Source organism: Providencia sp. PROV024 (assembly GCF_032709665.1).
In the GTDB taxonomy this organism is placed as follows: Bacteria; Pseudomonadota; Gammaproteobacteria; order Enterobacterales; family Enterobacteriaceae; genus Providencia; species Providencia huashanensis.
Window position 1 is genome coordinate 163,835 of the sequence record NZ_CP120546.1, and the last position, 16,306, is coordinate 180,140.

Sequence of the window (16,306 nt, forward strand, 5' to 3'; positions counted from 1 at the left end):
CTTCTTTCTGTGGGGTTAGAATGAGCGAATCAATCATCATACAGCGTTTGAAGTCTATCAAACGCTTCTCAGATGTGTGCCCGGTTCGGGCATACGATGAGAAAAACCACATTTTCCTATGTGACAATAAATATATCGGTTTCGGCTTCCTTTGCCGTCCCTTATCCGGTACCAGCGGTAAAGAGATGCAGCAATTACAAACATTGCTGTCCTCAAATTTCCCGGCGAAAACCATTGTGCAGTTCGACCTGATTGCCAGCCCGAATATCGTTGGCAAAATTAACCAGATGGACGTTCTGCGCATGGACTGTGATGACGAAGTATTGCGCGATGCAATCTACAACCGTTCTAAGTTTCTGCTTCACAGCACCGACTATCCTATGAAGGGTACGGGTACCCGTGTCCGCAACTGTTTGTTGCTGATCACGGTGAAGGTGCCGGTGAAAAACGAATACGACATGCGAGAAGAAGAATTCAACCTGATTTCTGAATTCCGCAACACGTTTGACACCACGCTGGGGATCATGGGCTTGTGCCCTGCTACACTGACGCGCGACCGTTACATCGATGTGCTTTCTTCCATTTTAAATCAGGGGGAAACTGCTTCGTGGCGTGACCGTAATCCGCTACAAGTGCAAGACGATTTGATGATCTCTGAGCAACTGGTTGACCCTGACCGAGAGTTCTTCATTCGCAATAAATACTGTGCCTTCGGCAATCCAGAAGACGAAGACCAGCGAGGTGAGCGTCACACAGGCACAACATTTGTGCGCACATTAAGCGCCAAAAAACTACCTAAGCGGTTTTTCCCTGGGCAAGCTCAATATTTCCTCGGCGATATGATGAGCGGCGCTACTGGTATTAAATCGTCCTGCATTATCTCCATGAGCATGATCTTCTTCGACCAGCAAAACGCGAAGACCAAGTTCACGCAAAAGCGTAACTGGATCGTGCAGCAAACCGATGGGCCAATGGTGAAATGGATCCCATCGTTGAAAACTATCCGAGAAGGTTACGACCTGCTGAGTGACAAGCTGGACAACGGCGAGCCAATTTGTAAAGCCAAATTCACAGTGACTATCTTCTCAAACTCCAAAGACGGTGTATTCCGTGCTAGCCAGGAAGCGGCCAGCTACCTCAACACCTATCAATTCAAAATGATCCCGGATAGCTACTTTGTTGCGCCTATTTTCCTCTCGTCCCTGCCTATGTTCAACGAGGCTGGTGCTGAGAAATCAATGGGCCGTTACCGCACGCTGGCACTGAGTGAAGCTTTGGTTATCTCACCACTTTACGCTGACTGGCAAGGTACCAGTAACCCGGCGTTAATGCTGACTTCCCGATCGGGGCAGGTGCAGATGCTCGACCTGTTCGACTCTGATACAAACTACAACGCCTGTATTGCGGCAGAGTCCGGTTCTGGTAAGTCGTTCTTAACCAACTACATTATTACCGCTTATCGCAGTCTGGGAGCGAAGGTGTGGTGTATCGACGTAGGGGACTCGTACAAAAACATTTGTGAGACCTACAACGGGGACTACCTGGACTTCCATCCGGATAAGAAGCCATGTCTCAACTTCTTTGAACTGATTGAAGACTACTTCGGTGAAAACCCGGATAACGAAGACGGCGGTGAAGAAGACCTGATTATCGGTCTCCTATCTGTGATGGCTGCGCCTAAGGCTGGTCTGAACGACTTCGAAGAAGCTCGTATGAAAGAACACGTTGCCAATCTCGTTCGCAAGCACGGTAAAGAGACTACCGTTGATATGGTTGCGGAATCACTTCTGGCGGATGAAGAGAACGACATTAAACGTTTGGGGCACCAATTGTACCCATTCACCAGCCGGGGTCAGTACGGCAAGTTCTTCGTAGGCAAAAACAACATTGACTTCCGTAACCCGTTTACGGTTCTGGAACTGTCGCGCCTGGAAAGCTCTGAGCACCTGAAGCAGGTTGTGCTGTTACAGCTGATTTACCAAATCCAGCAAGACATGTTTATGGGCGATCGCGGCCAGATGAAAATCGTGGTTATCGATGAAGCCTGGGCTTTACTCAAAGGAAACATCGGCGCGTTCATTGAAAAAGGTTACCGCCGCTTCCGTAAATACAACGGCGCTGCCATTACGATCACGCAATCCATTAACGATATTTACAAAGATAGCGTCGGAAAATCTATCGCCGACAACTCTGCGTTTATGCTGTTACTGGGTCAGAGTGAATCTGCGATCAACGAAGCTCAGCACCACCAGCGCTTAGCACTGGATGATGCAGGGTACCGTTTCTTGAAAACGGTGCGTTCAAGCCGAGGGGTTTACTCCGAAATTTACGTTATCTCCAAATCCGGTCAGGGGATTAGCCGGTTGATTGTGGATCCGTTCTCCATGCTGCTGTACTCGACAGCGCCGGATGACGTGGCAGCTATCAGAAAACGTAAAGCACAGGGCATGTCCACCCAGGATGCCATCAATTCAATTCTTGAAGAACGACAACGAGGTATAGCCGCATGATTAAGACCGCAGCTGTTTCATTACTCTGCGGGTTTCTGGGAGCCGCCCTTTATGGGCGGTTCGTCCCTCCCGCTGCACCAACTGACTACATTGCTGTGGTTAGTTATACCGGGGCAAATGGAAAGGTTCTCAGCGACCCTCAAATCAAACTGGTTCATGCGCGCGCCGAGGCAATGGCGAAAGCTGGCTACATGGTCCTCAATGAGTCCGCTCTATACAAATATCCTGCCTATATGCAGATCCCGCAAACAGTTTCTTCGTCAGGCAACTAACCGGGGGTATCGTGGTCATGGCCGCAGCGAACTCACTTTGGAAGAAGATTTATAAGCAAAAGCGACCGTGGAAAAAACATGCTTTGCTGATGTTGCTGGTGGGGGCGATCTCTGCGCCATCAAGTTATTACGTGTTGCATCGTTTCGAAATTGGTATTGACCCTCAAAATAACCAGTGCTTACCCCCTTACCGTATTTATCTGGTAGATAAGCACGACACTACCCCCGTTAAAGGCACTACCTTTGCTTTCAGTTCGAAATACATGGGTGAGTCAGGGAAAGGCATCAAAATGGTGGACGGGGTCGGTGGGGATGCCATCTCTGTGAATGATGAAGAGACCACAGTAAATGGTTCGATGGTCGGTGAAGGCCTAGCGCTTGCCACAGAATCAGGTCACACCCCTCAAGAACTTACTCGCAATGGAGTTATCCCTGAGGGTCGGATCTGGCTTATGGGCCGAACAAAACTCAGCTTCGACTCTCGCTACTGGGGATCGGTGCCGGAAACACAAATCATAGGAAGGGCCTACCCGATATGGTAATCCAACTAAAAGTCACGAAGTTTCGCAAAGCTCTCATCGCATTGGCCGTGTTTAGTAGCATGGCCTATTCTGTCAGTGCGGCATCACTGCCTTTGACGGATTTACCCTCTCGCCCTGCTGAGGTAACGGATAATGAGAAGGCAGATATTGATAGCCTCATCCGTGTAGCAAGAGAGCAACAAAAAAATGAAGAAGCTAATGCAAAGTCAGCGCGTGAAAATAACCGCGAAATGCTTCGAAAAATGCCAGAAACGCGTACTGACAATGAAATGATAAGTGACACTGTCACTGGCGCAATTGCAGATGCTGACGTTGCGGACGGTAAACAAAACAAAATGGCCGGTGATTTTTACTATGTGCTAGTTTCTGCATCACTGTCTGATAAGGAAATTAAAGACATGATGACCGACTACGATGGCCGCAGGGATGTCTCGTTGGTTATTCGTGGCGTTACTGATAAAGCAAAATTAATGGACGAACTCACTCGCTGGCAACAGCTGGTGCTCGACTCCGGTGCAGAAGTGACAGTTAATCTGGATCCGGTCATCTTCAAAGATAATGCCGTTACCGCAGTTCCAACCATCATCCATGAGAAAGATGGTGAGTTTGTAGCCAGCGTATCTGGCATCTCGAATATCGACTTCCTGAAGGGTAAAACCGGTAAGCTGGGTACCGCAGGCCCTACGAAAGAAGTCGTGGAGCGCAGCCTGCTGGACATGATTGAAGAAGGGGTTAAAAATCTCGACTTTGAGCAAATGAAAAAAGACGCTTTGAACAACTATTGGCCTCGCCAGCGCCAGGAATTTGAAGTGTTCCCGACAGTTAAGAAGCGCGCAACCCACACCATCGATCCTACGGTAATCATTCCCCAAGATATTGTCACGCCTGAAGGGGTTGTCGTCGCTAAAAAAGGAAAGGTGAATCCGTTAGATGTGATTCCGTTCGGCCAGAAGCTGATAGTGTTTGATGCCAGCGTGCCGTGGCAGCGTGACTTTGCGCGCCATGAGTACGAAAACACGGAGCCAGGCATCAATCCCATTCTGATCACAACGAACGTATACGGTGATGGCTGGGATACGTTCAAAGATGCAGCGCAGCATTACGGTGAGAAAGCCCGACTCTACATGATCCAGCCAGGTATGTCTGAGCGCTTTGGTATTGAAGCGGTACCCAGTATCGTCACTGCTGACAGAAAAGTATTCATCATCAATGAGTACCCTGAAGCCAACTATGCTAATAAGGTGGCAAAATGAAATCCTTACACAAAAAATTAAAATCATTCAGTTTGCACCTAATCGCTGCCACGGCTGTTTCCTTATGCTTTGCAGGCAATGCAATGGCTGATAAAACAGCCGAGACTGCGCCTGCGGTGAATGAGGTATGCCGTGATAATCAACTTCTTTCCTTCAAGCTTTTTACCGACGTATGCTGGGGGTGTATTTTCCCAATCAAGGTTGCAGGAATTACAATGGGCCCCTCCGGTAAAGTGCCAGACAATGCCGCTAGTGGTATGGCGTGTGCTTGCCAAGACGGTCTTGGGGTGTATCACCCAGGCGTGCTGACAGCTATGTGGGAGCCCCGCAAAATCATCGAACTGACACGCACGCCAGGCTGCATGTCTTCGCTGGGAGGGGTTAACCTTAACCTCGGCAATAACCTTCAGTACGGCATCCAAACCGACGGCGGTGATGAAGAGCGACGTAATAAGTTTTCAATCAGCTTCTATAACGCCCACATGTACGCTCTTCCTCTGTTGCGTATGCTTGACCTGTATTTGCCGGGGCAATGTACTGCTGACCCGTACAGTGACTTTGATGTGGTTAGTTTCTCTGAGATTGACCCAACCTGGAACAACACAGCTTTGGCTTTCTTCCAGAACCCGGAATCGGCTGCGGTTGCAAACGTCGTGGCACAGCAAGCTTGTGCATTAGAGGCAGCGGCTCAATTCGCGGGGAAACAACCAATGGACTCGCTTTGGTGGTGTGCGGGCTCTTGGGGAGGGCAATACCCATTGACGGGATCGGTGCGCAGTATGGACACGACTCGAACAACCAGCTTGGCCGGTATTCGCGAGCTTGCTGTTGAACACCGTCGTGGTTTGGCTTACCGGACTATGGGGAATGATACAGTCTGCCGGTCAAAGATCTACCCGACCTTACCTAAGCAGCAATACAAACTGAATATGTTCAGTCCGACACCTGAAACCAAAGAAGGCCATGAAGTCGGTGAATCCCCATATCAGTGGCAAGGTGGAATGTATCGCTACCCCACAGGAAAAGGCCAAGACTCAACATACATGATCTATCAATGGATGGATTGCTGCCGAACTATTTAACTCGCAGTTTTGATTGAATCAGACCCTTGTATATCTACAAGGGTTTTTTATTACCACCCTATTTGTGGAGTTACCGTAATATCACATTCTTTTGAAGAACTTTGTCTGCATGAATCTTTCAATTTTTCAAAAGCGATTATGTATTCTTCAGCTGGCTTATACCCTTTAACCTTTGCTTTATTAATCAGAAAAATACCGAAATCAACATCTTTGGGAAATCCAGCACCATCTATATACATTGTTCCTAATGTAAATTCCGCCCTGGCAGAGCCTTGACCTGCGGCCTGGTGAAACCAATATCCTGCTAACCGATAGTTAACCTTACCGTTTTTTCCGAAGTAATAATGTAACGCAAGGGATTCCTGGGATTTAAGATGGTTTTGTTTGGCAGCTTTAAGAAATGATTGTTCTGCGAGGTCGAACTTACCCTCGTTCGAATACCGCCAACCTTCTTGATACAGATTTTCAAGATCGTTCGTGATTTGCGTGTGGGGGGGATTTGTATTTTGTTGCTGTGTATTTGCACCTAGGGCAGGAAGGCACAAGGAGAAAGTTAGCAGAGCAATGGCTGTCTTCTTCATAGAAACCTATTTGTTATTTTATTAATTAAATCAAACAGAGGATGCGAAGAACGTTAACAAATATTTCACTAATTGCAAGCAAGCGCATACAGAAAAGGCAGGTGGGTGGCCTGCCTTGGTGAGGGGGCTTGATGAGAGGGTAATTACGCTTCGGTATGGCTTTCGGTTTGCGTGGCTTCAGCTTCGCTTTGCTCTTTGTTCGCTGGGCTCGCAACATCTGCATTCTTGCCATTATTGTCGTTCAGTTCTTCGACAGTGGCCGATGCGTGCCGGTCAAGGGTGTTAACCATGTTGCGAATACTGTCGCGCAAGCGGGTTTTATAGTCATCCACTTCATCCTGATTAAACAGGTTGTTCAACCACAAGCGATCAAGCAGCGTTATCAGCTCATCGAAGCTACGGAACAAACGCACTACACGCATGGCATCAGGAGTACGTACTCGAATGCTGTAGTCGCGCGGGGCCGTATACGAAACCTCTTCAATACGACTCGTTCCAGAAGCCTCGGCCTCTTCAAGAACTTTAGTCAGCGTTGAAATGCCGAAGCTAATTTCTTTTTCTGGTCCCGCCAGGATTTCACTCACGGCTTTTTTGGTGCGGTCAATCGCCCCTTTTACACCGAGGCGTTCCAGTCCGGTGCTGTTAATGGTCAGATTAAACAGCGCCTTTGACATCAAATTGTAGTGGCGTTGCTGCATGCGAATACCTTCTTGCGTTTGCAGCTGGAACGGTACGGTGATCTCCGGGTTAGAGTATTCGCGGCGTTCGCGTGTAGGTGCCTGCCCTTTGTTTTGCGTAGGCTCCGGCGAACGTGTACGGTTGCCACGGTTGTTACGTTTGATTTGACCCTGCTTTGCGTTATCAGTCACTTTAGCCTTCTCTGTAGTTGCCATGATTTATCCTCACATTTAGTCGCATTTAAGCCTGACTATTTAGTCATACGAAAACGGTCAAGTCATGGGAAAAGGCCAGCATTTCGCGGAAGAAAAACAGTTCTTGATTTGACTGGTTATCTGAAGTAGGCTTTTGTAACAGCCTAGCTGATGGCCTACTCTCTTCTCAGCATAACTTCAAACGCGAACCCGTAACTTCGGTGTGAATATACCACCGCCCCCTGGTAGCCTAACTGGCTTTCCTCACGGGTTTCGCACGCCTAAATCAGGCCAGAGCATCTCTGACGTGTTCTTGTTCTTTGAACAAAACATGTCACCTTGCCGCCCTAGCAAAGGGTATTTTTGGATCTCAATCCAAACCAAAAAAATTGTTAACTTCCTCTTATCTCAACTCCTGCGTTTTGTCTGTGTCCGGACTTCGTTTTTACGATGTCTGTCGCTTTGTTTACATCCATTGAATCCTCACATTTCAGGGTGTTTCTCTGTGGCCGGACTTCGCATATAAATTTATGGTGAATATTATGTCTTCTTTCGAATTGCAAGGCTTTGTTTATATTGGCATGTTCCTCTCGTTGTTCTGGCGTCCTAAGAACGCTTCGTTCGTAGTGCCAGCTGGCATTGCTTTTTATATTTTCACGGCTGGATTTGTGCAATCCACTATTCCTTTAATCATTGCCTGTGGCTGTCTGACTCTGTCAGCTGTTGTTCTGGCTGTTCAAATCATGTCTCGTTTCTCTACTGAAGATGACGAACTTGATGAGTCTGACGATTCTGATGATTCCACCACTTCAAGCGCCAAGCGTCCTTCTCGCACTGTTATCACTGAGCACGAAGGTAAGTTGGTTTCTTTTGGTATGGCTCATTGGAAAAATGACCGTTCAAACGATATGTCCTTCTATGTTGAAATCGAAGGGCAAAATAAAGTTTGGGCTATTGGTCTTAAAAAAGCTGTCGAGAATTCTGGTGCTAAAATTGGTGACACTGTTGTTTTCTGGAAAGACTCCGAAGTGCGCACCAGTAAAGCTCAGGTTCTTGATCGCAAGGGTAATGTGACTGGTTATCGCGACCTTGAAACTGACAAACGTCGTGGTCTCTGGATCATGGAAGTTGTTAGCTGATATTCACTAATCTCTCTTAAACAAGCCCAGATTCCTGGGCTTTTAACTATTTTAAATCTATTAATTTCAAGGTGATTTATGATTATCATTAATGCTTCCACGTTCGAAAACTGTATTCGTTGTGGTAGTCCTTGTCAGTTGGAAGGCTTTGATGCTTCCCGCAATACCTATACCCTCAATTGTAATGATTGTGGATGGCATTGCTGTCACCATGAAGGTGCTGATGATTGCCCTCTTTGTATCAGTCAAAATGATGATATTGCACTTCGTGAATGCGGCGTTAAAAACCGGACTGAAGCTATCAAGTTGATGGCCAAAGTTAAATTCATGTTGGCTTCAGTAGCATGCAATATTGGTAAGAATCGATTGAGAAAAAAAGATCGTTCACGTCTAGAAGACGCATTCATGATCTTTGTCCATCTGGATGGAACGAGCTACTCCAATAGCTTTACCTATCGCGCCACCCTGGACTTCATTCATCGTCGATACCTTCAATTAGCTGCTGCGTATCATTGAGTTTCGAATGTTCTTCTATCATTTTTCATCTTAACCTCCCAAGAAACCCAGCCTATGCTGGGTTTTTTTTTGCCTTTCGATTGACCCTTACGCTCCTATCGCTTACTCTGTTCTGGCGATTACATCGCATAACTTCCGGCAATAGCCCTTAACCAAAACACCTAATTTCGGCCACCAGCGCCTCTACGAATGAATCCCGCATTCATTCTCACGGCTTTTTCATGCCTACAAAACAGAATTCGACAGCCCGGTGCCCTATAAGGCTCCGGGCTTTTTGCTGCTCGTCGAACCGGTGTTTTTCCTCACGCTGAGGAATATCAGTGCGTCCAGTCACTCTACTGGGCATTGCAATACCCTTAACTTCCCTTCCTAAACAGACTGTACCTGAGATTTAACCTCAGGCTAGTCAGGCCTTTCCAGGCATAAACTTTCTAAATATTTTAAATCTATTAATTGAGGTATTAACTATGTTCTCCAAAGCTAAAGGTAAAGTAGCGATCGACCCTCGTTATACTCCCGCTAAAAACGGTAATGACTCTGTCATTTTTTTCCGTTTGGGTTGTGAAATGAAGATCAACTCGCAAAAAGTGATTGAGTTTTTCCCTATCAAGGCTTTCGGTAAAGTTGCTGATTTTCTCCACAATACCATCAAGAAAGACTCTGAGATCTCTATCGAAGCTATCGCTCGCACAGCTCGCTATGTGAAAGATGGTTCCGATGTTCAGCGTACTGAGTTCCATGCATTCTCCGTTCACGATATTGCGACCAACCTGGTCGTTGATACGCGAATTAATGATGCTAATCCTCAGTCTTACGTTGCTCCAATCACTGCTTCGACACCAACTCAACAACCACTGCGTTCGCCTGAATTACAGGCGCGTCTGGATGCTGAGTTAGTTGTTCAGAAGATGAGTTATGACGAAGTGAAAACGATCGGTAACAAGTTCCGTGCAGCACTCCAGCAAGCACAGAAAAGTGCCGCAGCCAAGAGAGAAGCCAAACAACAGCCGCCCGCTCAACAACCTACCGTTAAGCAAACTGTGACAGCTCGTAGCAGTGCGATCTTCGTACCTTCTACAAAGCCTACCGTCACAGACCAACTCATTGCAGCTCGTGCAATGGTTAGTAATGGCAGTTATTCCGATATGCGCGGTTAATACTCCGCAGTAAACGCCACTCGTTGAGTGGCGTTTTCATATCTGTTTGGTCAATTTTTAAATCTATTAAATATGAGGTACTACCATGTCTTATTCGAACAATGCCCGTCGCGCTTATGACAACAATAACGCGAAAAGAGCCAACACTGACATCACGGTCAGAGTTGACACAGTGACCCGTCACATGATGACTCTAGGTAGTCAGTTTGAAAAGGCTGCAATGCACCCACATATCTCTTTCCAGAGAGAGTGTGTGTTTGCCAAGCACATCATTAACAACAGTGACTATCTCACTGGTATTGCGTTAACTAACCCGCGTTCTTTCGAGACTGCGTTTTTACAGTTAGCGAGTTCCGGTTTGACACTCGACCCTGCACAGAAACAGGCATATCTGGTTCCACGCAATAATCGGGTGATCTTGGATGTCTCTTATCTCGGCCTGATCAAAATGGCTACAGATGAAGGACTCTGCCAAGACATTGTTGCTGAATTGGTGTTTGAGAATGATGCAGTATTTAAGCCACAAGGTCGTCGTAATAGTCCGATCCATGAGTTTGACCCATTTGCTAGCAAAGGGGATTTGATTCTGACGGTGACGGATAAAGGTACCTTAGGCGCTCGCGGTAACTTCCGTGGTGTCTATGTGGACTTTCTCATGCGAGATGGCCGCAACCTCGTTTACTTTGTAACTGTTGAAGATTTAGCCGCTGCTCGCGCAGTTTCTGAATCTTGGAAAAAAGTTGATAAAAGAGCATTATCTCCGTGGACAACATTCCCGTGGAAAATGGTTCTGAAATCCGCCCTTAAACAAACCGTTCATTTAATCCCAGGCAACCGAACTCGAATCAGCGCAGTGATTGATTATCTCAATACCTACGGTGAAGAAGGGTTCAAGTCTTCCGCTCATGTCCCTGTTGAAGCTGCTGCTGCTGAAATGGCTCAACGTCAAGCTGCTCAGGCTGCTAACAATGATGTTGCTTCATCTCAGCCTATTGTTGCTGACGACAGTGTTATTGAGGGTGAAATTGTTGCTCATGATGACGTCGCTCCCCCTGCGCAATCGGCCCAACCCGTTGAGAAGGCATCTCAGCCTGCGTCACAGGAAGCTCAGTCAGCTCCAGTTGATGTTCAACCCAAGTCTGATGCGGGTGGATCTCAGCCAGAAGAACTTCAAGTTCCGATGTCTGAAATTCCAGGTGTTCGTCAAAGCAGTTTCAAACGAATTGCGAAACTCGTTACCCGCGCAGAAAAAACGCTGGCTTACGAAACCATGATCGCCGAACTGAAAGACGCATTTTCTTTCAACGACAGCGAATTGGCTTACGCAAAACGTCAATTGGAACAATCGCGCCGTGACCTGCTCAGTACGAAAGTTTCTGAGTCAGTTCACATGTGTGATTTTGGGATCGCAAATGACTTTGTTAATCGTCTTGCTGACGGGGAGTTTAAAGCCAGTGCAGCCCAGTGGGTTTCTTCTGTTGAAGCTGAAACTAACTCCATGCAAGTGCTCTACTCTCAAGCTCTTCAGTCCGGTCAATTCGACGAACTTGAATCTGCCTTGAATTCAGTCAAACACAAAGGTCTCAAAGAGATGTTGTGCAACCTGATTTCAACAGCTAAAGCAGCATAAAACATAACCGGCATTTATTGCCGGTTTTTTAATTTTATAAATTTATTAATGGTGATCGTATGTCTGATTCAATCTGTGAAATTGTCGATATTGAACAAGGAACTCCAGAGTGGCACAAATGGCGTAGAACAGGTGTTACGGCAACATGCTCCCCAATTCTCTTGGGTGCGCCTGGAGCTATGAAAACGCCTTATCAGTTATACCTTCAGTATGCAGGCTTGCTTGCTTCTGAAGATCTATCTGCGATTAAGCAGGTGGATGCCGGTAACAAACTCGAAGCGCTTGCGCGGTCTTACTGCGAAAGTGAATTGGGGCAAATAGCCTCACCCTTTTGCGTTCGACATGCCAAGTACCCGTTCATGATAGCTTCGCTTGATGGACAGCTCGATGACCGTTCTGTACTGGAGATCAAGAATCTCTCAGAGAAAAAACATTTAGCTATCCTCGAACAAGGTTCAGCCTCGCCGGAATTTAAATATTACTTCTGGCAGGTGCAGCATCAGTTATTCGTAACAGGTGCCCCGCAAGCTTATCTTGTTTTCTGGTCCGCTAAAGATCAGCCGAAGATTTTCCTTATCAAACCTAACCAGGGCGCTTTCACACGTTTGTTTGCTGCATGCAAAGAGTTCTGGGAACGTTTAAATCAAAAGGTAGCTCCGGCTTTTGATAAACAGCAAGACATCCTGCTGGTTTCTGATGCCGATATTCTGGCCCAAACCAGTGAATTTACTGCTCCAGATGATCTCTCTGCTCGTATCGCTGACATCCGCCGTCAAGTTGCGAATGTCCGCGCCAAAGAAGCCGAGTTTGAAGCCGTGAAAGCCCAGTTGTCTAATCTTGAAGAAACGCTTAAGGCGTCGATTCAAGGTCTTGCAACAGGTCTTGGTTTCAAAAGCACAGACCCTGTCCGTATTGATGGGTTTGGTTTTCGCTATCTGGAAAGTAAAGTCAAAGGTCGCACTAACTGGAAAATGATCGCTGAGCGTCTTAATGTGACTGCTGAGCAATATCCGGACTGTGTGACTCAGGAGTCTCTTCGCTCCAGCCTGTCTGTCTATGAGTATGAAGCTTCCCCAGAGGACAGCGTTTATATTCCACCTGAAGCCATCAAACCTGTTGTGGCAGAAGGAGATGCACTCACCGGTGTTGAAGACAATGCCTTGTTGTTGTTTTAACTCTCTCACACCCGACTTCGGTCGGGTTTTTTCTTGTTGACCCAGCTGTAAGAATTGATTATTGTAGCGGTGCGGTACACACCGCCTAACTTCTGGCAACCTGCCCCTAAACACCTAATTTCGGCCATATCGCCATTCTGAATGCGTTTACTCTCATTCACACGGCACACGCATATCTGTACCAAATTCGATAGCCCGTTGCTTTTTAAGCAGCGGGTTTTTTTATGCGTCGAAAACGGTGTTTCGTTCTCAAGCTGAGAACAACAAGTGCCTCCAGTCACTCTACTGGAACTTTGCAATACCTTAAATCTCGCCTCTTTTCTGAGGCCTTAAACCTTTTAAATCTATTAATTTTAGGAGTCTCTCCATGTCCATCGTTAATCTGACTGCATATAAAGCATCCGACGCACAACGCGAAATGGGTGTGATTGATGTTGAACGTGACATTTCACAAATCATTCGTGAAAAACTCTCGTTCAATGACTGCCCCACCGTTTCGTTAATGCAGCAACGTGCCGACGAACTAGCAGATATCGCTTTGCTGCTGTGTTCCCGTCACCAGGCTGAAGGTGTTTTGGTTTATGCCAAAACCTACTTTATGCCAACCCTGATCACCGCGCTTTCCGAGCGTGGTATTACGGCGTTTGCCACTTATGCACCTAAGTCGATTGTCTGTGAACAAGGACAAATGAGTAGCCGGTATACACATTCCAATCTGGTTTGCTGTTCTCCTGCTGCTTAATTCGACGACTCTTCACTTTTAAATTCCCTAACTCTTTTAAATCTATCTAAATTATTGAGGTAATACATGTCTACTTTTAACACTACTCTAGCTGCTGATACCCTGGTTCGTAACGTCGCAATCTCTCCGGAATTATTCGGCGTTGTCATTCCAGAACACATGAAAGCGCAGGTTAAACCGTATGCTGGTTTCGCTGCGGATAATGCATTCAGTGCTGCCATCCCTAGCCTAAATGATCATTACGTGTTTGAGCCGTCTCTGCGTGCGTCTGTCCTGATGTGGATTAACTACCCTCAGGGTCAGTCGCTGTGGATCTCCGGCCCTACAGGCTGCGGTAAAACCAGTATTGTTGAGCAAGTTGCCGCTCGACTGAACTGGCCTTTGATGAAAACAACAGCTTCTCAGGATTTGGACATTAATAGTCTTGTCGGTGGTCTTCGTCTCGTTTGCGACACAATGACCGGTGATACCCGTACAGACTTCCTTTATGGTCCTCTGGCACTTGCTTACAAATTTGGCCTCATTTTCCTTTTGGATGAATACGACCAACTTGACCCAAGCTGTGCTAACGCTTTTAACGCGATCTTAGAAGGTGGGAATCTTGTTATTCCTGAAACCAACGAAGTGATCAAAAAGCATCCTAACTTCCGTTTTGTCGCTACAGCCAACTCGATCGGCCAAGGTGATTTAACGGGTGTCTATGGTGGTGTAAAAGTGCTGAACGTCGCGAACCTCGATCGCTATATGTTCATCAACGCGAATTACATGCCAAAAGACGTTGAAACCTCGTTAATCAAGAAGTTCATTTCAGATGAAGTGCTCGCAGGTAAGTTTGTTGAAATCGCTAACATCATTCGTAAGTTGTTTGTCGGCAGTGATATCGCTGGTGATTTTAATCAGTCCAATGACAGTTCTTCTGTCAAGGTATCCGCTGTTTCGCCAGACACGCGATTGTCTGTTACGTGCTCTACTCGCTCGCTGATTGCCTGGGTTGAACGTTTCTCGCTGATGAATAAGGCCAAAATGCCTGAAGCTCTGCAAGTTTCCTTCGACTTACAAATCGGTAACCGTGCCGGTGCTGATGATAAGCGTGCTCTGCATGCCATCCTCAAAGCGGTATTCGGTTAAACCTTGTTAACACCTCTCTAAATGCAATTCTCTAAATAAATAATGGCCCATTTCTGGGCCTTTTTAATATTTTAAATTTATAAATAAAAGGTAACTAATATGTCTACGAATAACCAAACTCACACTCAAGTTTTAGACCAATTAATCCTGGTTTCTCTTTCTGAGATTTCCTGCATTAGCGGCCGTAAAAAGCTGCAACGTCAAGACTTAGGTGAAAATGCCGAACTGCCACCAGAAGTCATGGTGTCTCTTGGTTCTAAGAAAGTGATTGACCCGCAGTTGATTAACCCGTTTGAACGCTTTAAGAACAAGGCTAAGAAAGCTTGTTTGTCCTACGGTGTTGCTTTCATGGGCGGCTATGCTGTCCCAACGGATAAGGTCAATGCACTCATCGATGAACTGAAGGATGTGAAGCAAGAGTTTTATGACTACAAAAAAGAATTTTTGAAGGCTGATTTTAATGGCTGGATTAATTCATTTGAGGAAAAGTATCGTGCAATCCTTGTGCGCGATGCCGCGATTGATATCGGCTATATGGATTCCCAAATTCAATTTGGGTTTACTGCGATTCATATCACTCCTTATGGCAATGCCATCATTCAAGATGGTTTTGCAAGTCAGGTAAAAAGTCTGGCAGATGAAGTCTATGAAGACGTTGCCTCCGTTGCTGACAAGTTCTTAAAGAACCTGAATAGCAAAGATGCAATCAGTCAACACACACTGAATCCGCTACGTCGTTCTGCTGAAAAACTTCGTACTCTGGCGTTTATTGACCCCAGTGTTGAAGGTCTGTGCGAGTACATGTCTCAAGTGCTTGATAACTTACCTTTGACAGGCAAAGTTACCGGTCAAGACTACAACAATGCATTATCCCTTCTAAACAACCTCCGCGATCCACAAGCTGCTAAGTCGTTTGTATCGTTGCTTTCAAATCCGCAAGCTGATTCTGGTTTGGATGCCTCTTTGGTTCTCGACGCCTCTTTTGAGTTGCCGACTACCGATTTGGTTTCTCCACCAGCACAACCTGCTTTGGAAACAACACCAGCCACTCCTGCTGACGTGGTTCCACACACGAACGCATTCGCTGTTGCTGAAACGATTGATGATAGCTTCTTGGCCGACCTGCCACTCGACTTGCCTCCGGCCGGTCCTGTTGCAGACCCGGTTGTTACAGTGGCTGATACGTCAAGCACTGTTGAAGTTAATCAGCCTGCTGGTTCTGTTGAAGTTGTTGATGATAGCGCGCTGCTGAGTTCTTTCGTCGTTCCTGCTGCCGCTGTCGATTTGAATGCCCCGGCTTCTGCTACTCCAGTTAATCTGGATTTTGCTGATACCGATTCAGACGATGGGATCATGATGTTCTAAATCTAAGGCCCCTTTACGGGCCTTTTTTAATTTCCTAAATATGGACTTGGTTATGCAAAAGTATCTTTTGTGCAACAACGAGTTACTTGTTGAGTTTAGTAAATACGGTGAGCAGCTTCCTATGGCTTTTGCTGTGTTGTTTGGTAATACCCTGCCCTGGCTTGGTGTTTCTGAAACTGATTTCGACATCCTCCGTTTAGGCCCGTCTCACTCTCTCTACCGCTTTACCTGGCAACAGGTACTGCAAAACGCCTCGGTGACTTTGGATAGCAAAACGTTTTTTTTACGTTTGGCTGACAACGGTGACCTTCGCACCTGTTTGAAACGTCCTTAACGACTCGT

Annotated in this window: 16 protein-coding genes; 14 read left to right on the forward strand and 2 right to left on the reverse strand. The window is 46.5% G+C overall.

The window, feature by feature from the left end; all coding sequences use genetic code 11:
* Window positions 1-20 precede the first annotated feature (20 nt).
* From traC to P3L56_RS21985, 5 genes are all read left to right on the forward strand, one after another.
* Complete coding sequence (gene traC, locus P3L56_RS21965; RefSeq protein ID WP_042847241.1) at window positions 21-2,510, forward strand: type IV secretion system protein TraC; 2,490 nt, start codon at window positions 21-23, stop codon at window positions 2,508-2,510.
* A complete protein-coding gene (locus P3L56_RS21970; RefSeq protein ID WP_042847240.1) occupies window positions 2,507-2,782 on the forward strand; it encodes a hypothetical protein in 276 nt (91 codons plus the stop codon). The genes traC and P3L56_RS21970 overlap by 4 nt, the downstream gene beginning before the upstream one ends.
* An 89-nt stretch (window positions 2,783-2,871) precedes the next feature.
* On the forward strand, window positions 2,872-3,324 hold the full coding sequence (lepB, locus tag P3L56_RS21975; protein WP_226617185.1) for a signal peptidase I: 453 nt from the start codon (window positions 2,872-2,874) through the stop codon (window positions 3,322-3,324).
* Complete coding sequence (locus tag P3L56_RS21980) at window positions 3,318-4,577, forward strand: TrbC family F-type conjugative pilus assembly protein (protein WP_173424828.1); 1,260 nt, start codon at window positions 3,318-3,320, stop codon at window positions 4,575-4,577. Before lepB ends, P3L56_RS21980 begins: the two co-directional genes overlap by 7 nt.
* Window positions 4,574-5,659, forward strand: a complete 1,086-nt coding sequence (locus P3L56_RS21985) for a TraU family protein (RefSeq protein ID WP_226617178.1) — start codon at window positions 4,574-4,576, stop codon at window positions 5,657-5,659. Before P3L56_RS21980 ends, P3L56_RS21985 begins: the two co-directional genes overlap by 4 nt.
* Before the next feature lie 50 nt (window positions 5,660-5,709).
* On the opposite strand, the gene P3L56_RS21990 is transcribed toward P3L56_RS21985, so the two are convergent.
* Together P3L56_RS21990 and P3L56_RS21995 are read right to left on the reverse strand one after the other, a co-directional pair.
* Window positions 5,710-6,240, reverse strand: a complete 531-nt coding sequence (locus P3L56_RS21990; RefSeq protein ID WP_042847238.1) for a tetratricopeptide repeat protein — start codon at window positions 6,238-6,240, stop codon at window positions 5,710-5,712.
* Window positions 6,241-6,383: 143 nt separating this feature from the next.
* Window positions 6,384-7,133 (reverse strand): AcaB family transcriptional regulator, encoded by a 750-nt coding sequence (locus P3L56_RS21995; protein WP_052219379.1) that lies wholly within the window; start codon window positions 7,131-7,133, stop codon window positions 6,384-6,386.
* Between the two features lie 647 nt (window positions 7,134-7,780).
* Here P3L56_RS21995 and P3L56_RS22000 point away from each other — a divergent pair.
* From P3L56_RS22000 to P3L56_RS22040, 9 genes are all read left to right on the forward strand, one after another.
* On the forward strand, window positions 7,781-8,251 hold the full coding sequence (locus tag P3L56_RS22000; RefSeq protein WP_162762202.1) for a hypothetical protein: 471 nt from the start codon (window positions 7,781-7,783) through the stop codon (window positions 8,249-8,251).
* 78 nt (window positions 8,252-8,329) lie between these two features.
* Window positions 8,330-8,767, forward strand: coding sequence for a hypothetical protein (locus tag P3L56_RS22005; RefSeq protein ID WP_042847236.1), 438 nt, complete (start codon window positions 8,330-8,332; stop codon window positions 8,765-8,767).
* A gap of 467 nt (window positions 8,768-9,234) precedes the next feature.
* Entirely contained in the window at window positions 9,235-9,924 is a 690-nt protein-coding gene (locus tag P3L56_RS22010; RefSeq protein WP_052219378.1) for a single-stranded DNA-binding protein, read from the forward strand.
* Between the two features lie 85 nt (window positions 9,925-10,009).
* On the forward strand, window positions 10,010-11,554 hold the full coding sequence (locus tag P3L56_RS22015; RefSeq protein ID WP_042847235.1) for a recombinase RecT: 1,545 nt from the start codon (window positions 10,010-10,012) through the stop codon (window positions 11,552-11,554).
* A 59-nt stretch (window positions 11,555-11,613) separates the two neighbouring features.
* The gene (locus tag P3L56_RS22020; protein WP_052219377.1) at window positions 11,614-12,729 is read left to right on the forward strand and encodes a lambda-exonuclease family protein; all 1,116 of its coding nucleotides are present in this window, start codon (window positions 11,614-11,616) and stop codon (window positions 12,727-12,729) included.
* 367 nt (window positions 12,730-13,096) lie between these two features.
* Window positions 13,097-13,471 (forward strand): hypothetical protein, encoded by a 375-nt coding sequence (locus tag P3L56_RS22025; protein WP_042847234.1) that lies wholly within the window; start codon window positions 13,097-13,099, stop codon window positions 13,469-13,471.
* 66 nt (window positions 13,472-13,537) lie between these two features.
* Window positions 13,538-14,599: an AAA family ATPase gene (locus P3L56_RS22030; protein ID WP_272686065.1), complete on the forward strand. Its 1,062-nt coding sequence runs from the start codon at window positions 13,538-13,540 to the stop codon at window positions 14,597-14,599.
* 99 nt (window positions 14,600-14,698) lie between these two features.
* Entirely contained in the window at window positions 14,699-15,964 is a 1,266-nt protein-coding gene (locus P3L56_RS22035) for a DUF3150 domain-containing protein (protein ID WP_052219376.1), read from the forward strand.
* 52 nt (window positions 15,965-16,016) lie between these two features.
* Window positions 16,017-16,298 (forward strand): hypothetical protein, encoded by a 282-nt coding sequence (locus P3L56_RS22040; protein ID WP_042847232.1) that lies wholly within the window; start codon window positions 16,017-16,019, stop codon window positions 16,296-16,298.
* The last annotated feature ends 8 nt before the right edge of the window (window positions 16,299-16,306 follow it).